The sequence below is a fragment of the Microbacterium sp. EF45047 genome, from assembly GCF_028472845.1.
Classification (GTDB): domain Bacteria; phylum Actinomycetota; class Actinomycetes; order Actinomycetales; family Microbacteriaceae; genus Microbacterium; species Microbacterium neungamense.
This window is the reverse complement of the sequence record NZ_CP069429.1, coordinates 1,264,181-1,282,325: the sequence shown is the minus strand read 5'-3', so window position 1 is coordinate 1,282,325 and position 18,145 is coordinate 1,264,181. Positions and strand designations below refer to the sequence as shown.

The 18,145-nt window shown below is 71.7% G+C and carries 14 protein-coding genes and 1 other RNA gene; 7 read left to right on the top strand and 8 right to left on the bottom strand.

Translation table 11 applies throughout. From position 1 onward, the window contains the following. Positions 1-74 precede the first annotated feature (74 nt). The 3 genes from JRG78_RS06165 to sucB all read left to right on the top strand — a co-directional run bounded on the left by JRG78_RS06165 (position 75) and on the right by sucB (position 4,797). On the top strand, positions 75-1,559 hold the full coding sequence (locus tag JRG78_RS06165) for a leucyl aminopeptidase (protein WP_259608115.1): 1,485 nt from the start codon (positions 75-77) through the stop codon (positions 1,557-1,559). After that, the gene (gene lpdA / locus JRG78_RS06160; RefSeq protein ID WP_259608142.1) at positions 1,559-2,932 is read left to right on the top strand and encodes a dihydrolipoyl dehydrogenase; all 1,374 of its coding nucleotides are present in this window, start codon (positions 1,559-1,561) and stop codon (positions 2,930-2,932) included. Before JRG78_RS06165 ends, lpdA begins: the two co-directional genes overlap by 1 nt. A gap of 65 nt (positions 2,933-2,997) precedes the next feature. Beyond that, complete coding sequence (gene sucB / locus JRG78_RS06155) at positions 2,998-4,797, top strand: 2-oxoglutarate dehydrogenase, E2 component, dihydrolipoamide succinyltransferase (RefSeq protein WP_259608114.1); 1,800 nt, start codon at positions 2,998-3,000, stop codon at positions 4,795-4,797. Positions 4,798-4,801: 4 nt separating this feature from the next. Here the strand turns inward: sucB and JRG78_RS06150 are convergent, their stop codons facing one another. Continuing rightward, positions 4,802-6,514, bottom strand: coding sequence for a hypothetical protein (locus tag JRG78_RS06150; RefSeq protein WP_259608113.1), 1,713 nt, complete (start codon positions 6,512-6,514; stop codon positions 4,802-4,804). A 125-nt stretch (positions 6,515-6,639) separates the two neighbouring features. Between JRG78_RS06150 and JRG78_RS06145 the strand changes: the two genes are divergently transcribed. After that, entirely contained in the window at positions 6,640-7,350 is a 711-nt protein-coding gene (locus JRG78_RS06145) for a DUF4191 domain-containing protein (protein ID WP_259608112.1), read from the top strand. An 80-nt stretch (positions 7,351-7,430) separates the two neighbouring features. On the opposite strand, the gene JRG78_RS06140 is transcribed toward JRG78_RS06145, so the two are convergent. Next, the gene (locus JRG78_RS06140) at positions 7,431-8,618 is read right to left on the bottom strand and encodes a RimK family alpha-L-glutamate ligase (RefSeq protein WP_259608111.1); all 1,188 of its coding nucleotides are present in this window, start codon (positions 8,616-8,618) and stop codon (positions 7,431-7,433) included. 26 nt (positions 8,619-8,644) lie between these two features. Here JRG78_RS06140 and JRG78_RS06135 point away from each other — a divergent pair, with 26 nt between their 5' ends. Beyond that, positions 8,645-9,124 (top strand): ATP-dependent zinc protease family protein, encoded by a 480-nt coding sequence (locus tag JRG78_RS06135; RefSeq protein WP_259608110.1) that lies wholly within the window; start codon positions 8,645-8,647, stop codon positions 9,122-9,124. A gap of 64 nt (positions 9,125-9,188) precedes the next feature. Here the strand turns inward: JRG78_RS06135 and JRG78_RS06130 are convergent, their stop codons facing one another. Further along, complete coding sequence (locus tag JRG78_RS06130) at positions 9,189-9,617, bottom strand: RDD family protein (RefSeq protein WP_259608109.1); 429 nt, start codon at positions 9,615-9,617, stop codon at positions 9,189-9,191. A 119-nt stretch (positions 9,618-9,736) separates the two neighbouring features. Between JRG78_RS06130 and glnA the strand changes: the two genes are divergently transcribed. Then, positions 9,737-11,161: a type I glutamate--ammonia ligase gene (gene glnA, locus JRG78_RS06125; RefSeq protein ID WP_259608108.1), complete on the top strand. Its 1,425-nt coding sequence runs from the start codon at positions 9,737-9,739 to the stop codon at positions 11,159-11,161. Positions 11,162-11,257: 96 nt separating this feature from the next. Here the strand turns inward: glnA and JRG78_RS06120 are convergent, their stop codons facing one another. From JRG78_RS06120 to JRG78_RS06105, 4 genes are read right to left on the bottom strand one after another with little or no spacing between them, the layout of a single operon-like run. Next, positions 11,258-12,199: a diacylglycerol/lipid kinase family protein gene (locus tag JRG78_RS06120; RefSeq protein ID WP_272653786.1), complete on the bottom strand. Its 942-nt coding sequence runs from the start codon at positions 12,197-12,199 to the stop codon at positions 11,258-11,260. Positions 12,200-12,224: 25 nt separating this feature from the next. After that, positions 12,225-15,206 (bottom strand): bifunctional [glutamine synthetase] adenylyltransferase/[glutamine synthetase]-adenylyl-L-tyrosine phosphorylase, encoded by a 2,982-nt coding sequence (locus tag JRG78_RS06115; protein WP_272653798.1) that lies wholly within the window; start codon positions 15,204-15,206, stop codon positions 12,225-12,227. A gap of 24 nt (positions 15,207-15,230) precedes the next feature. Beyond that, entirely contained in the window at positions 15,231-16,568 is a 1,338-nt protein-coding gene (locus tag JRG78_RS06110; protein ID WP_259608105.1) for a glutamine synthetase family protein, read from the bottom strand. A 3-nt stretch (positions 16,569-16,571) separates the two neighbouring features. Then, complete coding sequence (locus JRG78_RS06105) at positions 16,572-16,817, bottom strand: SPOR domain-containing protein (protein WP_259608104.1); 246 nt, start codon at positions 16,815-16,817, stop codon at positions 16,572-16,574. Positions 16,818-16,885: 68 nt separating this feature from the next. Here JRG78_RS06105 and ppgK point away from each other — a divergent pair, with 68 nt between their 5' ends. Next, entirely contained in the window at positions 16,886-17,632 is a 747-nt protein-coding gene (ppgK, locus tag JRG78_RS06100) for a polyphosphate--glucose phosphotransferase (protein ID WP_259608103.1), read from the top strand. A gap of 125 nt (positions 17,633-17,757) precedes the next feature. Here the strand turns inward: ppgK and rnpB are convergent. After that, positions 17,758-18,140: RNase P RNA component class A (rnpB, locus tag JRG78_RS06095), an RNA gene on the bottom strand. Positions 18,141-18,145 lie beyond the last annotated feature (5 nt).

The following is an 18,145-nucleotide window of genomic DNA, read 5'->3' as shown; positions in this document are numbered from 1 at the left end:
AGCGATGCTCACAGCGAACACGCGGACCCGGTGGTGACGGGCCGCGGCGGGCGCCTCTCCCTAGGATGGTCCCCATGACGCTTCCCGAGATCACGCCCTCGTCCGATCGGTTCCCAGGAAGTGCGGCCGACGCCGCAGTGCTCGTCATCCCGGACCCGGCCGCCGCGGACGGCGCTCTCGACGGATACCCCGGTCTCGCCGACGCCCTCGCCGGCATCGGCTTCAAGGGCACCGCTTCGGCGTTCGCCCGGCTGCACCTGCCGGAGGTGTCGCCGGTGCCGCTGGCGGTGGTCAGCACGGGACGGAATGCGGATGCCGGTGCGGTGCGCGACGCGGTCGGCACGGCGGTGCGCTCGCTGACCGGCTACGGCACGGTCGCGATCGGCTTCGCCCCGGGTCTGGAGGCGTACGCGGATGCCGCCGCGGAGGGCGCCCTGCTCGGCGGCTACCGCTTCGACGACTACCGCTCGGAGAAGAAGCCGGGCAAGGCGTCCGCGCTGGTGCTGCACGCCGCGCTGGACGAGACGGCGCTCACGCGCGCCCGGGCGGTAGCCGAGGCCGTGGCACTGGTCAAGGACCTCGTCTCGGTGCCGGCCGAGTGGCAGAGCCCGGCGGATCTGGCCGCCTCCGCCGCAGGCGCGGTCGCCGGCCTGCCCGTGGACGTGCGGATCCTGGACGAGAAGGAGCTCGAGGAGCAGGGCTACGGCGGCATCATCGGCGTGGGGCGCGGGTCGGACCGGCCGCCACGGCTGGTGCGTCTGGACTACTCCCCCGCCGCCGCCGTCCGCCACATCGCGCTCGTCGGCAAGGGCATCACCTTCGACACCGGCGGCCTCTCGCTCAAGCCCGCCGCCAGCATGGTCGGGATGAAGTTCGACATGGCCGGCGCCGCCACCGTGCTGGCGGTGCTGCGCGGCATCGCCGAGCTCGCCCTGCCCGTACGTGTCACCGCATGGATGTGCATCGCGGACAACATGCCCTCCGGTCGCGCCACCCGGCCCGGCGACGTGCTGCGGATGCTGGACGGGCAGACCGTCGAGGTGCTGAACACCGACGCCGAGGGACGGCTGGTGCTCGCCGACGGCCTGGTCGCCGCAAGCCGGGAGAAGCCGGACGTGATCGTCGACGTGGCCACGCTCACCGGCGCCATCCTGGTCGCGCTCGGCAAGCGCCACACCGGTGTGATGGGCGAGGACGAGGCGGTGCGCGAGTACCTCGAGGCGGCGGCTGCGACGGGTGAGCCGGCCTGGGCCCTGCCGCTGCCGGACTACATGGAGGAGTCGCTGGACTCGCAGATCGCCGACATGGTCAACGCGAACATGGGCGACCGCTCCGGCGGGTCCCTGTTCGCCGGCCTGTTCCTGCGGCGGTTCGTGGGCCGGACCTCGCAGGACGAGGACGCACCGCGGATCCCGTGGGTGCATCTGGACATCGCCGGGTCGGCCGAGCACAGCGGCTCGCCGTACGGTTTCACCGAGAAGGGCCCGACCGGAGCCGCCGTGCGCTCGCTGATCGCGTTCGCCGAGGCATCCGCCGCCGCATCCGCCGAGGAGGCATGATGACCGCGCACGACACCGACATCGTCGTCCTGGGCGGCGGCAGCGGCGGATACGCCGCCGCTCTGCGCGCCAGCGAGCTCGGCAAGAAGGTCGTGCTGATCGAGAAGGACAAGGTGGGCGGCACCTGCCTGCACCGCGGCTGCATCCCGACCAAGGCGCTGCTGCATGCCGCGGAGGTCGCCGACCACGTACGCGACGCCGCATCCGTGGGCGTCGCCGCCGCTTTCCAGGGCATCGACCCGGCCGGGGTGCGCGCCTATCGCGAGGGCATCGTCGCCAAGAAGCACAAGGGTCTCGAAGGACTCATCAAGGCGCGCGGCATCACGGTCGTCGCCGGCGAGGGGCGGCTCCAGGCCGACCGCTCGGTCCGCGTCGGCGACGACGTCTACCGGGGGGCCGACGTCATCCTCGCCACCGGCTCGTACAGCCGCTCCCTGCCCGGGCTGGAGATCGGCGGGCGGATCCTCACCAGCGAGCAGGCGCTCGCCCTGGACGAGGTGCCCGAGCGCGTGATCATCCTCGGCGGCGGCGTCATCGGCGTCGAGTTCGCCAGCGTGTGGCGCTCGTTCGGCGCCGAGGTCACGATCATCGAGGCGCTGCCGCACCTCGTCCCGAACGAGGACGTCGCCCTCAGCAAGGGACTCGAGCGCGCCTTCCGCCGCCGCGGCATCGCCTACTCCCTGGGCGTGCGCTTCCAGCAGGCCGTGCAGGACGACACGCAGGTCACCGTCACACTCGAGGACGGCACCGTGCACAGCGCCGACTATCTGCTCGTCGCGGTCGGCCGTGGGCCGGCCACGGCCGGTCTCGGCTTCGAGGAGGCCGGCGTCGCCCTCGACCGCGGCTTCGTGACCGTGGACGAGCGGCTGCGCACCAGCGCGCCGGGCGTGTGGGCGGTCGGCGACATCGTGCCGGGCCTGCAGCTCGCGCATCGCGGATTCCTGCAGGGCATCGCCGTCGCAGAGCGGATCGCCGGGCTCGAGGTGCCCGCGGTCCCGGAGACGCAGATCCCGCGCGTGACCTACAGCAGCCCCGAAGTCGCCTCGGTCGGACTCACCGAGGAGGCGGCGAAGGCCGCGCACGGCGAGGACGCCGTCGTCGCCTACGAATACAACCTGGCCGGGAACGGCAAGAGCGAGATCATCGGAACGGGTGGCACCGTCAAGGTCGTCCGCAGGAAGGACGGCCCCGTCGTGGGCGTCCACCTGCTCGGCGACCGCGTCGGCGAGCTCATCACCGAGGGTCAGCTCGCCGTCGCCTGGGAGGCGCACCCCGAGGACATCGCACCGCTGGTGCATGCCCATCCGACGCAGAGCGAGGCCCTCGGTGAGGCGTTCCTCGCGCTGTCCGGAAAACCGCTTCACGCACTCTGAACCGCAACAATGGACGTCCAGGTCACTAAGCTGAAGGCGTCACAGATTTCAAAGGAGACTCCGTCATGAGCACACCCGTGGTCCTCCCCGCTCTCGGTGAGAGCGTCACAGAGGGTACGGTCACCCGCTGGCTGAAGCAGGTCGGCGACACCGTTCAGGCGGACGAGGGCCTGCTCGAGATCTCGACCGACAAGGTCGATACCGAGATCCCCTCGCCCGTGAGCGGCGTGATCGAGGAGATCCTCGTCGCGGAGGACGAGACGGTCGAGGTCGGGGCGCTCCTGGCGCGCATCGGCGACGGCAGCGGTGCCGCGCCGTCCGGCCAGGCCCCCGCCGCCGAGACCCCGCAGGCCGAGGCCGCTCCCGCCGAGGCCGCACCGGCCGAGGCGCCCGCCGCCACGTCGGCGCCGGCCGCGCAGGAGGCTCCCGAGCAGGCCGCACCCGGGCAGGCCGCACCGGCCGCTTCCTCGGGCGATGCGACCGACGTCGTCCTCCCGGAGCTCGGCGAGAGCGTCACCGAGGGCACCGTCACCCGCTGGCTGAAGCAGGTCGGCGACGAGGTCGCCGTGGACGAGGCGCTGCTGGAGATCTCGACCGACAAGGTCGACACCGAGATCCCGTCACCGGTCGCCGGCGTGCTGCAGGAGATCGTCGCCGCCGAGGACGAGACCGTCGCCGTCGGCGCCGTGCTGGCCCGCATCGGCTCGGGCGCTCCCGCCGCACCCGCCCAGGAGGCTCCGGCCCAGCCCGCTCCGCAGGCGCCGGCCCAGCCGGCTCCGGCACAGGAGGCTCCGGCGGCGCAGCCCGCGGCACCCGCCCCGGCAGCCCCCGCCCAGCCCGCGGCACCTGCCGCCGCTCCCGCCCAGCCGGCGGCCCCTGCCGCCGCTCCCGCCCAGCCCGCGGCACCGGCCGCCGCCCCGGCGCAGCCTGCCGCGGCCGCGGAGCCCGCCGCGGCCGAGGGCGACACGCTGTACGTGACCCCGCTGGTGCGGCGCCTCGCCGCGCAGCAGGGCGTCGACCTGGCATCCGTGAAGGGCACCGGCGTCGGCGGCCGCATCCGCAAGGAGGATGTCTTGAAGGCCGCCGAGGCGAAGGGACAGGCATCCGCACCCTCCGCCGCCCCCGCGCCGAAGCCGCTCGAGGTCTCGCCCCTGCGCGGTACCACGCAGCCGATGTCGCGCCTGCGCAAGGTGGTCGCCGAGCGTGCGGTCGCCTCCATGCAGCAGACGGCGCAGCTGACGACGTTCGTCGAGGTCGACGTCACCAAGCTCGCCGCCTACCGCGACCGGGTGAAGGGCGAGTTCCAGCAGAAGACCGGCGACAAGCTCTCCTTCCTGCCGTTCTTCACGCTGGCCGCCGCGGAGGCCCTGCAGGCGTTCCCGATCATCAACTCGACGGTCGACGGCGACAAGATCGTCTACCCCGACACCGAGAACATCTCGATCGCGGTCGACACCGAGCGCGGGCTGCTCACCCCGGTGGTCCGCGATGCGGCCACCAAGAACCTGGCGCAGCTCGCACACGAGATCGCGGACCTCGCGGCCCGCACCCGTGACAACAAGCTGAAGCCGGACGAGCTGGCCGGCGGCACGTTCACCGTGACCAACACCGGGTCGCGCGGCGCGCTGTTCGACACACCGCTGGTGTTCCTGCCGCAGTCCGCGATCCTCGGCACCGGCACGGTGTTCAAGCGTCCCGGTGTGGTGACCGTCGACGGCGTGGACGCGATCGCGATCCGTTCGTACGTGTACCTGGCGCTGTCGTACGACCACCGCACGATCGACGGCGCGGACGCCGCGCGCTTCCTGGGCGCGGTCAAGGCCCGCCTGGAGGCGGCCGACTTCGCCGCGCAGCTGGGCATCTGAGCAGCTAGCCCGGCCCTGATGGCTGGTCCGCGATGTCGTAGACGTCGCGGACCAGCCATCTTCCGTCTGCGCGGGCGAGGACGACGATCTGCGGCCCCGTCCCGTCGCCGCTGACACGCAGCACAGCGACGTCCCCGTAGTCCTCGACGAGCTCCACCGCGGACGCCGGACCGGCCGCGAGGTTCTCCTGCACGGCGGGCGCGGCGCCCGGTGCGATCGCCTCGGCGCACTCCGCGTCCCCTTCCGCCCGGCAGCGGGCGATCCCGGCGAGAAGCGTCTGCCCGGTCCGCACCAGGTCGGCGGGCGCGGCGGAGGCGCCCGCCTCATCGCCGGCGGCGCAGTCTCCCGGTGCGGCGCACGCTCCGGATGCGCCGTCCCCGGCGCCGGAATCGGTGGCCTCGGGCCGAGTGTCGCGCGTCAGCACGCCGCCCGCGCCCGCCGCAGCCGGGTCCGCGTCGCCGTTGCCGCGCGACCCCGGCGCCTGCGCGGTGGCCGAGGCCGGAAGCCGCTCATCGGCTCGCGTCTCCCCCGGCACCGCCGGCCAGAGGATGCCCGCAGCGAGCACCGCGACGGCCGCCGCTGCACCCACGAGAAGAGGCCGGCGCCCGACCCTTCCCGGCGTCCGCGCGGCCTGCTCGCCGGGCGCCATCACCGACGTTCTCATCCGGGCGCGCCCGCCGCGGCCTCGCATCCGGAGCTCCGTCAGCCGGGAGCCGACCGCGGCACGCACACCGGGTGGATGCGTGCCCGGCTCGGCGGTCACCCGCCGCGCCCGTTCCGAGGGTGCCGTCCGCCATCTGAGGATCGCCCCGAGGGGCGCCCGGAGGAGCGGCACCCTCGTGCCCGCCGGGGGCGCGGCACGACCGATGACCGCCGAGGGCACGGTCCGCCCTGCACCCGCCCGACGGCGCACGGCGTCCGTCCCCGCCTCGGGATCCGCGGTCGCGGACGCCCACGGCACCGCCGCCGCGTGCGCGGCAGAGGCCGCCGCCGGGAGAACGCCGCGGGCCACCGTCGTGCGAGTGTCGCGGGCGGTCGCTCGGTCGCCGCGGACCGCGATCGCCACCTCGCCGACATCTCCCGCGCCGACCTCCCCCGCGGCGACGACCTCGCGCCGCAGCGGCTTCGGAGCCGCGAGCTCGGTGAGAGCGTCCTCCCAGCCGTCCAGCCGGCGACGGACAGCGCGCGCGCCGTCCGGCATCCGCTCCACCTCGGCCAGCAGGCGCTCCAGCGCTCTGTCCGTGCATCGTGCGCGCACCCGGGCGACGAGCGCCCGCACGGCGGGGATCAGCGCCTCCCCCGCCCCAGGGACGAACAGCGGGCGGGCGTCGCCGTCCAGCCACCACGCCCCCGTGAACGGCTCGTCCCCGGCCTCCCCGATCCCGCGCAGCAGGCTGCCGACGAGCGTGACCGCCTCGCCGGTCGCGAGCGGCTCCTCGGCCGCCGCGCGGCGCCCCAGGAACACGTCCACCCGCTCCGCACACCACGGCAGCAGGACATCAAGCCCGTCGCCCCGGCGGACGACGTCGGTCACGCCCGCAATGTGCTCACTGCCGGCGAAGCGCCACAGCGGCGCGGGCGTCCGCTCCGCCGGCATCCGCACGCGCACCCGTCCGCCGTCGGCCACCAGCACGCCGGCGAAGGCAGACTCGGCGTCGTCCACCTGCCGGATGACCCGGTGCGCCCCGGGTACGAGAGCCGCCGCTGCGTCGTCCATGCCCCCATCAGAGCGCATGCGGGCCGGTGCCGGTGCGCGATGCACCGGTCGCTGTGCACAGATCGGGGCATCCGCGCTCCTGTGCAGGACGGCCGGAGCACCGCCGACTCGGTAGGCTGGTACCCATGGCAAAGCGTGCTCCCGAACCTGAGAAGCGTCCCGGCTTCTTCTCGCAGATCCGGTCCCTGTTCCGGTTCACGCGCGAGGTCTACGGCTGGCTGCCCTGGGCGCAGCTCGCGATCCTCGTCGGCGGCGTCCTGATCGGGCTCATCATCGGGCTCCTGCTCGGGCACGCGCAGTGGTACGCGCTGCTGCTCTGGGGCATCACCGGCCTCATGCTCGGTCTGCTCGGCGCCATGATCCTGATGACGCGGCTGTCCACCAAGGCCATGTACGCCAAGATCGACGGGATGCCCGGCGCGAGCGGTCACGTGCTCAGCACCGGCCTCGGCCGCAGCTGGCAGGCCGCGGACACCCCGGTCGGCATCAACCCGAAGACCCAGGAGGCCGTCTACCGCGTCGTCGGCCGCGGCGGCATCGTCATCGTCGGCGAGGGCGCCCGGGGCCGCTTGACGCGTCTGGTCAACGAGGAGCGCACCAAGGCCCAGCGGGTCGCGCACGGCGTGCCGGTGACCGTGCTCTACGTCGGACACGGCGAGGACGACGTCGCGATCGCGGACCTCGCGAAGACCATCAAGAAGCTGCCCAAGGCGATCGACAAGGCCACGATGGCCGCCGTCATCCGCCGTCTCGAGTCGGTGTCGCAGTCGTTGTCGTCGCTGCCGATCCCGAAGGGCATCGACCCGACCAAGGTCAGGGCGCAGCGTCCGCGCTGAGCATCCGCGACGAGGAAGGCCTCCCGCCCCGCAGAGGGCAGGAGGCCTTCGTCGTCCTGGCGGTCGCTCGAGGCGCCCGTTCAGTCGCCGAGCGGCTCCTTCGGCAGGCGCCGCACCTTGGCGCGGCGGCGCTTGCGCTCGGGGATCATCGAGCGCATCTCCTCGAGCTTGCCGAAGCACAGCAGCCGGTCCTCGGGCTCGAGCACCACGTGCTTGCGCGGGTTCGGGATGACGCTCACCCCGCGGTGCAGGGTGAGGACGGTGATGTCGCGGTCCCACAGCCCCAGGTCGCCGAGCTTCTTGCCAACCTGCTCCGCACCGGCGTGCATCACCAGCTCGGCGACGCCGTAGCCGGTGGAGACGGAGAGACGCTGGCGGATGTCGATCTCGGGGAAGGCCACCTGCGCGGCGATGTAGTCGATGATCGCGCCGGCGACGTCGAGGTTCGTCGCCGCCTCGATGCCCTGCAGTCCCGGGGAGGAGTTCACCTCCATCACCAGGGGGCCGTCCTCGCCCTCCAGCATGTCGACGCCGGCGACCCGCAGTCCCATGATCTGCGCGGAGCGGACCGCGGTCTGCTCGTACTGCGGGTCGAGGGTGACCGGCTCCACCCGGCCGCCGCGGTGCACGTTCGAGCGGAACTCGTCGCCGTCGGCCACGCGGCGCATCGCGGCGACCACGCGGTCGCCGACGACGAGGGCGCGGATGTCGCGGCCGCGGCTCTCGGCGATGAACTTCTGGATCAGCACGTTCTGCTTGGTGGAGTGCAGCGTCTCGATGATGGCCTCGGCCACCTTCACCTGCGGGGCGAGGATCACGCCGATCCCCTGGGTGCCTTCCAGCAGCTTGATCACGACCGGAGCGCCGCCGACCCGCTCGATCGCGGGGCGCACGTCTGCGCGGTTGCGCACGAACGCGGTCGGCGGCATGGAGATGTTGTGCCGGGAGAGGATCTGGTTCGCCCGCAGCTTGTCGCGGGCGCTGGAGATGCCGTTCGCCGTGTTCGGGGTGTACACGTCCATCTGCTCGAACTGACGCACCACGGCCGTGCCGAAGTAGGTGATCGAGTTGCCGATCCGGGGCAGGATCGCGTCGTAGTCGCTGAGCTGCCTGCCTCGGTAGAACAGGTCCGGCACGTCCGCCGACAGATCGATCGCGAAGCGCAGGGTGTTCAGCACCTTCACGGTGTGACCCCGCTGCAGTGCGGCCGCCCGGAGACGCTGCGTGGAGTAGGACTGCGGTGCCCGTGAGAGGACGGCGATCTTCACAGAGGGTTTCCTGCCAGGATGTAGGGGTGGGTCGGTCCTCTCATTCAAACACGCTGACGGGGTGGCGCGAGTGGGTCGCGCTGCCCGACCTCGGCATCGACTGGATCAAGGCGAAGATCGACACCGGCGCCCGCACCTCCTCGCTGCACGCCTACGACGTGCACGAGTTCGAGCGCGAGGAGGAGGAGTGGGTGCGGTTCACGGTGCGGCCGTGGCAGAACAGCCAGGCGGATGCCGTCGTCGCCGAGCTCCCGGTGCACGATCGTCGCGCCGTGCGCAGCTCGTCCGGGCATGCGCAGGAGCGGATCGTGGTGCAGCTGATGCTGCGACTCGTCGACCGCGAGGTGCTCGCGGAGGTCACGCTCAGCAACCGTGACGAGATGGGATTCCGGATGCTGATCGGGCGCGAGGCGCTGCGCCAGGGCTTCGTCGTCGACCCGGCCCGGTCCTTCCTCGGCGGCCGCGCGCCGCGTGAGACGCGCCGCCGCAACCGCGGCAGGGAATGAGCCCGTCCCCCGCGGACGCCGAGCCTGTCCCCCGCGGACGCTGAGCCTGTCGAAGCGTCCCGTTTCAGGAGCGGATCAGCACCGTGCTGGCCGCCTTGTCGTGCAGGCCGCGCTGATCGGCATCCCAGATCACGGCGGGGATGACGAACACGAGCAGCAGCGTGCGCACCACCGGACGCCACAGGCCCACCCAGCCCCCGCCCATGCGCACCACCCGCATCCCGAGGATGCGGTGCCCGGGGCTGCCGCCCGCGGTCGGGATGAACAGGATCTGCAGCAGGGCGAAGACGAGCATGGGCGCGAACTGCCGCCAGCCCGCCTCGTGCGGCAGCGCGAGCGGGTCGTAGCCGAGGAAGCCGATCGCGATGATCGTCGCGGCCGTGTAGTCGATCAGCAGGGCGCCGACGCGGCGGCCGATCCGGGCGATGCTGCGCGGCCCGCTCTCCGGCAATCCGAGGCGCTCCCCGGGGTACGCGTTCACGGCATCCGTCACCGTCTCAGCCTACCCAGCCGCTGTAACATCCCCGAAACACGACGGACACGGTCGGGAAACGGGTCGGCCATAGCCTGCGTAAGGTTGCAATCGACCAGTACCCGATCCAGGAGTCGTTCATGTTCACAGATCCCGCAGAGGTGCTCCAGTACATCAAGGAGCAGGACGTCAAGTTCCTCGACATCCGCTTCACCGACCTCCCCGGTGTTCAGCAGCACTTCAACATCCCCGCTTCGGCGGTCGACGAGGACTTCTTCCGTGACGGCCAGCTGTTCGACGGCTCCTCGATCCGCGGCTTCGCCAGCATCCACGAGTCCGACATGCAGCTCATCCCGGACGTCACCACGGCCTACCTCGACCCGTTCCGGGCCGAGAAGACGCTGATCATGGTCTTCGACATCTACAACCCGCGCACCGGCGAGATCTACTCGAAGGACCCGCGCCAGGTCGCCAAGAAGGCGGAGAAGTACCTCGCCTCCACCGGCATCGCCGACACCGCGTACTTCGCACCCGAGGCGGAGTTCTACATCTTCGACGAGGTGCGCTACGAGGTCACCGCCGGCAAGAGCTTCTACGCCGTGGACTCGGACGAGGCCGCCTGGAACTCGGGTCGCAAGGAGGAGGGCGGGAACCTCGGCAACAAGACCCCGTTCAAGGGCGGCTACTTCCCCGTCTCCCCGGTCGACAAGCAGGCCGACCTGCGCGACGACATCGTCCTCAAGCTCGCCGACGCCGGCCTCATCGTCGAGCGCTCGCACCACGAGGTGGGCACCGCGGGTCAGGCGGAGATCAACTACCGCTTCGACACCATGGTGCGCGCGGCCGACGACGTGCTGAAGTTCAAGTACATCGTCAAGAACACCGCCCAGGAGTGGGGCAAGACGGCGACCTTCATGCCGAAGCCGCTGTTCGGCGACAACGGCTCGGGCATGCACACCCACCAGTCGCTGTGGCTCGACGGCAAGCCGCTGTTCTTCGACGAGACCGGCTACGGCCAGCTCAGCGACACCGCGCGCTGGTACATCGGCGGCCTGCTCAAGCACGCGCACGCCGTCCTGGCCTTCACCAACCCGACCCTGAACAGCTACCACCGCCTGGTGAAGCACTTCGAGGCGCCGGTGAACCTGGCCTACTCCGCCGGCAACCGCTCGGCCGCGATCCGCATCCCGCTCACCGGCTCGAACCCGAAGGCCAAGCGCATCGAGTTCCGCGTGCCGGACGCGTCGGGCAACCCGTACCTCGCCTTCGCGGCCCAGATGATGGCGGGCCTGGACGGCATCAAGAACCGCATCGAGCCGATGGAGCCGATCGACAAGGACCTCTACGAGCTCCCGCCGGAGGAGGCCAAGAACATCCCGCAGGTGCCGAACTCGCTGCTGGACTCGCTCGAGGCGCTCCGCAACGACCACGACTTCCTCCTCGAGGGCGGCGTGTTCACCAAGGAGCTCATCGACACCTGGATCGAGTACAAGTACGAGAAGGAGATCCTGCCGATGGCGCAGCGTCCGCACCCGTACGAGTACGAGCTGTACTACGGGGTCTGACCCCTTCGCGAAAGCCCGTCCCGGTCACCTGCCGGGGCGGGCTTTCGGGTGTCTGGGGCGTCACACCCCACCCCACTCTCCACGCCCTGACCGGGCTCAGAGCACGCGCAACGCGCCCTTCTGCACACGCACGCTGAACTCGGACACCTCGCCGGCCTCCTCGCCGTCGATCTCGAACGGCTGCGGCTCGAGCAGCTTCACCCGGATGCGCTCGGCCGACGCGTGCGTCGCGGAATCCGTGCTCACGGCGCTGACATCGGCGGATCGCTGCAGCAGGCGCTTCAGGCCGTTGTCCCACAGCACCGACCGCGCCGTGTCGATCCAGCCGGCCACGTCGTCGGCGCTGACCAGGAGGACGTCCAGCCGCCCGTCGTCGGGCTTCGCATCCGGCAGCAGCGTGATGCCGCCCTGGATGGTGCCGCAGTTGCCGATCAGCATGGTGTGGATGCTGGTCGCCTCCGGCTCCTCGTCGTCGAGCGCGATCTGCGCGCCGACCAGCTCGGTCGCGGCGGCCGCCCGGCCCAGGGCCTGCACGTACGCCAGCCATCCGGCCTTGGCCTTCAGGTCGTCATCGGTCTCCGCGAGCATCTGCGCATCGAGCCCGAACCCGATCATGACCGCGAACGCCTGCTCCTCGGCATCCTCACCCAGCGTCACCCAGCCCAGATCCAGCGGGCGCTCCTCCCCCTCGCTGATGCGCGCGAGCGCAGCGGGGATGTCGCCGAGCGGGATGCCCAGATTGCGGGCGAGCAGGTTCCCGGTTCCTCGCGGCACGATCCCGAGCGCGGCCTCCGTGCCGGCGACGGCCTCCGCCACCGCACGGACCGTGCCGTCCCCGCCGACCGCGACCAGCAGATCCCGCCCCTCCGCGATCGCCTGCTCGGCCATTCCGCGGCCAGGATCCTCCTCGCTGGTCTCCAGCCACAGCACGTCCTCGCCGAGCGCCGCGTCGACCGCGGCCCGCAGCTCGTCCTCGGCCACCTTCGAGGGGTTCCAGATCACCGCGGCGGAACGCCGCGCCTCCGTCGTCTCTGCCATGTGTCCCATCTTGCCGAATCGCCCTTCATCCGTAGAACAGCTGCTCGAACACCCGCCGCGCCCGCCGGGTGACGCGGAGATAGTCCTCCTCGACCACCGCCCCCGAGCGGTCCGGGTAGCCGAGGATCCGCCCCACCCCGTCCAGCTCCCGCAGATCGGCCGGCAGCACATCCCTGGTCTGCCCGGTCAGCAGCGTCATCGCCGAGCGCAGCCGGCTGGACAGCACCCACGCCTCACGCAGCAGTGTCGCCGCATCCGCCGGGATCAGTCCCTCCTCCGCCGCCACCTGCAGCGCCCGCAGCGTGGACGTGGTGCGCAGCGCCGGGATGCGGTGCGCGTGCTGCAGCTGCAGGATCTGCACCATCCACTCCACGTCGCTGAGCGTGCCAGGACCGAGCTTGAGGTGCCGGCGCGGATCCGCGCCCTGCGGCAGCCGCTCCCCCTCGACCCGCGCCTTGATCCGCTTGATCTCCCGCACGTCCTGCACCGCGATCTCCGCCGGATACCGGACGCCATCCGCGAGCTGGAGGAACCGGGCGATGAGCTTGCCGCTGCCGGCCACGCCGCGGGCGCGCAGCAGCGCCTGCGACTCCCAGGACAGCGACCAGCGCCGGTAGTACTGCGCGTACGCGTCCAGGGTGCGCACGATCGGCCCGTTGCGGCCCTCGGGGCGCAGATCCGCGTCGAGCTCGAGCGGCACGCGGTGATCGTCGAGCTGCTCCCGCAGCCCGGCGACGATCCGGCTGGACAGCTGCTGCGCCCGATGCGGGTCCACCCCGTTCGGTTCGTAGACGAACAGCACGTCGGCATCCGACCCGAACCCGAGCTCGCCGCCGCCGAAACGGCCCATCGCGATGATCGAGAAGTCCAGGGCGTCGTCCTCGGGCGGCACCACCTCGCGACGCACGGCCCGCAGCGCCGCCTGGATCGTGGCATCCGTGATGTCGGTGAGCGCCTGCGCGACCTGGTCGATGTCGAGCACGTCGAGCACCGCCCCCATCGCCGTGCGCAACAGTTCGCGGCGGCGCAGCGCCCTCACCGCCCGGAACGCGTCCTTGGCCCGGTCGTGGCGCGTCTGGATCGCGCGCGCCTCCTCGTCCAGCGCCGCCTGCCCCCGCGGCTGCAGGGCGTCCGTGCCGTCCAGCCAGGCCACGGACTCCGGGATCCACTCCATCAGCTCCCCGACATATCGGGAGGCGGTCAGCAGCGTCGTCAGCCGTTCCGCGGCGCCGGACGAATCGCGCAGCATCCGCAGAAACCACGGGGTGTCGCCGAGACGCTCGCTGATCCGCCGGAACGCGAGCAGTCCGTAGTCCGGATCGGTGCCGTCCGCGAACCAGCGCAGCATCACCGGCATGAGATGACGCTGGATGGTGGCCTTCCGGCTCAACCCCGAGGTGAGCGCGGCGATGTGGCGCAGCGCGCCCGCCGGGTCGCGGAAGCCGATCGCGGCGAGCCGGTCGCCGGCCTGCTCCGGCGACAGTTCGCGCTCCTCCTCCGGCAGCGAGGCGACCGCGCTCAGCAGCGGACGGTAGAACAGCCGGGTGTGCAGGTCGCGCACCTCGCGCCGCACGCCCTCCCACACCCGCTGCACTCCGTCGCCGGTGTCGGCGAGGCCCGTCGCGCGCGCCAGCGACCGCAGCGCGTGCTCGGCCCGCGGCATCAGGTGTGTGCGCTGCAAGTCGGCCAGTTGCAGCCGGTGCTCGAGCAGCCGCAGCACACAGTAGTCCCGCGCGAACGACGCCGCCTCGGCGCGTCCGATGTAGCCGCCCGTGACGAGCGCATCCAGCGACTCCAGCGTCCCCCGGGTGCGCAGCGTCGCGTCGGTGAGCCCGTGCACCAGCTGCAGCAGCTGGACGGTGAACTCGATGTCGCGCAGTCCGCCCGGGCCGAGCTTGAGCTGGTACGGCACGTCGTCCGGCGGGATGTGCTCGGTGACCCGCTCCCGCATCCGCTGCACGCTGCCGACGAAGTCCTCGCGGGCTGCGCTGGAGAACACCTTCGGCTGCAGGGCCTCGATGTACGCGGCGCCCAGTTCCGCGTCCCCCGCGATCGCGCGGGCCTTCAGCAGCGCCTGGAACTCCCAGCTCTTCGCCCAGCGGTCGTAGTACGCCAGATGCGCGGCGAGCGAGCGCACCAGAGCGCCCTGCTTGCCCTCGGGGCGCAGCGCCGCGTCCACCTCCCACAGCGGCGGCTCGGTCTCCACACCGGAGAGCACGCGCATCGTGCCGCGGGCGAGGCGGGTGGCGATGTCGATCGCCCGCGGCTCCGGCAGCAGCTCCTCGTCCGCGGTGCCGGCCACGAAGATCACGTCGACGTCGCTGACGTAGTTGAGCTCCCGGGCGCCCGCCTTGCCCATGCCGATGATCGCCAGGCGGGTCGCCGCGGCCTCGCGTGCGGCGACGGATGCCCGATCCCCGCCGCCCAGTTCGGCCCGGGCGACCGCGAGGGCGGCGTCGAGGGCCGCGGCGGCGGCATCCGCCAGGCAGGCGGACACGGCGGGGATCGCCGCCACCGGGTCCGCGGATGCCAGGTCGGCCGCGGCGATCTCGGCCAGGCAGCGCCGGTAGCACACGCGCAGCGCGACCACCGGGGAGGCGGCCGTGGCGAAGCCGTCCGTCGCGCCCACAGCGGCCAGCATCCGCTCGCGCAGCTCGGCGGCGTCCGGCAGGGCGGTGCGGCTCACCGCATCCGCCTGCAGCTGCGACGGATGCCGCTCGAAGAACCGTGCGAGCCCGGCGGAGGCGCCGAACAGCCGCCACGTCGCCGGCCGCAGCTCCTCGTCGCCGAGGAGCGCCGCGACCCGCCCGTGGTCGCGGCGGGCGACCCGCAGCAGTCCGTCCAGAGCGCCGTCCGGGTCGGCGGCGGAGAGCCCGTCGACGAGGTCCGCCCGGTCGACGCCGGTCAGCGCGGACAGCTCCTCGAGGCGCGCCGAGGCGGGCGACAGCTCGACGAACCCCAGCCGTGCGAGCGCCGACAGCGAGACGGACGCGTCGGGGCGGGCCATCACGATCGGTTCATCACCGGAACGTCAGAGCAGCTCGAGGTTGCTCTTGAGCTCGAACGGCGTCACCTGACCCCGGTAGGCCTCCCACTCCTTGCGCTTGTTGAGCAGGACGTAGTTGAACACCTGCTCGCCCAGCGTCTCGGCGACCAGCTCGGACTCCTCCATGTACTCCAGCGCGTGGTCCAGGCTGGCCGGCAGCGGGGCGTACCCCAGGGCGCGGCGCTCGGAGTCGCTCAGCGACCACACGTTGTTCTCCGCCTCCGGCGGCAGCTCGTAGCCCTTCTCGATGCCCTTCAGCCCGGCGGCGAGCATGAGCGCGAACGCCAGGTACGGGTTCGCGGCGGAATCCAGCGCCCGATACTCGACCCGGGTGGACTGCCCCTTGTTCGGCTTGTACATCGGCACGCGCACCAGGGCCGACCGGTTGTTGTGTCCCCAGGTCACGAAGCTCGGGGCCTCGTCCCCGCCCCACAGCCGCTTGTACGAGTTCACGAACTGGTTCGTGACCGCGGCGATCTCGTTCGCGTGCCGCAGCAGGCCGGCGATGAACTGCCGCCCGATCAGGGACAGCTGGTACTCCGCGCCCGCCTCGTAGAACGCGTTCGTGTCGCCCTCGAACAACGACATGTGCGTGTGCATGCCGCTGCCGGGATGGTCCGTGAGCGGCTTGGGCATGAACGTCGCGTACACGCCCTGCTCGATCGCGACCTCCTTGATCACGGTGCGGAACGTCATGATGTTGTCCGCCGTGGTGAGCGCGTCCGCGTAACGCAGGTCGATCTCGTTCTGGCCCGGGCCGCCCTCATGGTGGCTGTACTCGACGGAGATGCCCAGGTCCTCCAGCATCCGCACCGAACGACGCCGGAAGTCGTGCGCCGTGCCGCCGGGGACGTTGTCGAAGTAGCCCGCCGAGTCGACCGGCACCGGGCCCTCCGGCCCGAACGAGGACGACTTCAGCAGGTAGAACTCGATCTCCGGATGCGTGTAGAAGGTGAACCCGGCATCCGCGGCCTTCGCCAGAGTGCGGCGCAGCACGTGCCGCGGGTCGGAGACCGCCGGGCGGCCGTCCGGCGTGGTCAGGTCGCAGAACATGCGGGCGGTCGGGTCGATCTCACCCCGCCACGGCAAGATCTGGAACGTGGTCGGGTCGGGCTGCGCGAGCAGGTCCGACTCGAAGCTGCGCGTGAGGCCCTCGATGGCGGAGCCGTCGAAGCCGATGCCCTCCGCGAAGGCGCCCTCGACCTCGGCCGGGGCGATCGCCACGGACTTCAGCGTGCCGATGACGTCGGTGAACCACAGGCGCACGAACTTGACACCGCGCTCCTCGATCGTGCGGAGCACGAAATCCCGCTGCTTGTCCATCGCTCAGCTCTCGGCGCCGGAACCGGAGTCTGCGTCCGGACCGGAGCCCGTGCGGTTCGAGCCCCACGCGTCCTCGGCGGCCTCCTCCTCGGCCCAGGCGCGGGAGCGCTCCTCGAGCTTCTCGGGCGCGTGTTCGGCCTCCTCGCGGGTGTCGAAGGGACCGACGCGGTCGACCGCGGGCGAGAGCATGCCGTACTCGACCTCGCGGGTGCTCAGGTTGAACCAGTACTTGTCGTCGCCGTCGGGCATGTCCGTCCCCTTCATCGAGATCTGTCACGATCCTAGACCGGAGCGCGACCATCGCTAGGCTATTCGCCATGGCACAGGCAATCGGCGTCGACATCGGCGGCACGGGCATCAAAGCGGGAATCGTCAACCTCACCCACGGCACGCTCGACTCCGAGCGCATCCGGGTCCCCACCCCGGCGGGCGCGGCCCCGGCGGACGTGCTCAGCACGGTGCGCCAGGTGCTCGAGACGCTCGGCGTCGCCGACTCGCGGCTGCCCCTCGGCGTCGCGTTCCCGGCGATCGTCAAGAACGGCCGGACGCTGTCCGCCGCGAACATCTCCAAGGACTGGATCGGCTTCGAGGCCGAGAAGTTCTTCGAGGACGGGCTCGGCCGCGACATCACGTTCGTCAACGACGCGGATGCCGCCGGCGTCGCCGAGGTCCGCCACGGCGCCGCCCGCGACGCCCAGGGCCTCACGATCATGGCCACCCTCGGCACCGGCATCGGCTCGGCGTTCCTGTACAACGGCGTACTGATCCCGAACACCGAGCTGGGCCACCTGCTGTACGAGGGCGAGTCCATCGAGCGCTGGACCGCCTACTCGGCGATGGAGCGGGAGAACCTGTCCTGGGAGGCGTGGTCCTCGCGCCTGCAGGTGTTCTTCAAGCACGTCGAGTTCCTGTTCTCCCCCGACCTCTTCGTCGTCGGCGGCGGGGTGTCCAAGCACCCGGAGAAGTTCCTGCCGCTGCTCGACCTGAACACCCCGATCGTTGCGGCGATCCACCGCAACGCCTCCGGCATCATCGGCGCGGCCTCGCTCGCGGCGAACGGCTGAGCGCGGACGCACCGGCCCGAAGCCCGGATCACAGGAAGCCCCGGCGCCATGATGGCGGCCGGGGCTTCCTGCGTATCGGGCTTGTCGCGTTTCGGCTTGTTGCGTTTCGGTGTGTTGCAGAGGGGCGAGCGGGCCGGTCTGTACGCCGGGTTCTGTTCCGGGGACGAGCCCCTTCGACGGTCATCTCTCTCGGCGACACGTTGCCGTGCCGCTCCAGCGGCCTACCCGAGGACTCGGCGGGCCGCGTCATCATCCTCTGTCTGGCCTTGCTCCGGGCGAGGTTTACCTGGCGGGCCATGTCGCCACGACCCCCGGTGGTCTCTTACACCACCCTTTCACCCTTACCCCGCCGGACCCTTCGACAAGCTCAGGGACCGGAAGAGGCGGTCTGCTCTCTGTGGCACTGTCTCGCGGATCACTCCGGGTGGGTGTTACCCACCGCCCTGCCCTGTGGAGCCCGGACGTTCCTCGGTGCGGTCTCCCGCAACGCGACCGTCCGACCGACCTGCTCGC

What these genes read in the sequence shown, in the direction of transcription:
- glnA (WP_259608108.1), top strand. Translation starts at nt 9,737, where the DNA reads ATGTTCACAGATCCCGCAGAGGTGCTCCAGTACATCAAGGAGCAGGAC.
- JRG78_RS06115 (WP_272653798.1), bottom strand. Translation starts at nt 15,206, where the DNA reads ATGGCCCGCCCCGACGCGTCCGTCTCGCTGTCGGCGCTCGCACGGCTG.
- sucB (WP_259608114.1), top strand. Translation starts at nt 2,998, where the DNA reads ATGAGCACACCCGTGGTCCTCCCCGCTCTCGGTGAGAGCGTCACAGAG.
- lpdA (WP_259608142.1), top strand. Translation starts at nt 1,559, where the DNA reads ATGACCGCGCACGACACCGACATCGTCGTCCTGGGCGGCGGCAGCGGC.
- JRG78_RS06120 (WP_272653786.1), bottom strand. Translation starts at nt 12,199, where the DNA reads ATGGCAGAGACGACGGAGGCGCGGCGTTCCGCCGCGGTGATCTGGAAC.
- JRG78_RS06145 (WP_259608112.1), top strand. Translation starts at nt 6,640, where the DNA reads ATGGCAAAGCGTGCTCCCGAACCTGAGAAGCGTCCCGGCTTCTTCTCG.
- JRG78_RS06105 (WP_259608104.1), bottom strand. Translation starts at nt 16,817, where the DNA reads ATGCCCGACGGCGACGACAAGTACTGGTTCAACCTGAGCACCCGCGAG.
- ppgK (WP_259608103.1), top strand. Translation starts at nt 16,886, where the DNA reads ATGGCACAGGCAATCGGCGTCGACATCGGCGGCACGGGCATCAAAGCG.
- JRG78_RS06110 (WP_259608105.1), bottom strand. Translation starts at nt 16,568, where the DNA reads ATGGACAAGCAGCGGGATTTCGTGCTCCGCACGATCGAGGAGCGCGGT.
- JRG78_RS06150 (WP_259608113.1), bottom strand. Translation starts at nt 6,514, where the DNA reads ATGGACGACGCAGCGGCGGCTCTCGTACCCGGGGCGCACCGGGTCATC.
- JRG78_RS06165 (WP_259608115.1), top strand. Translation starts at nt 75, where the DNA reads ATGACGCTTCCCGAGATCACGCCCTCGTCCGATCGGTTCCCAGGAAGT.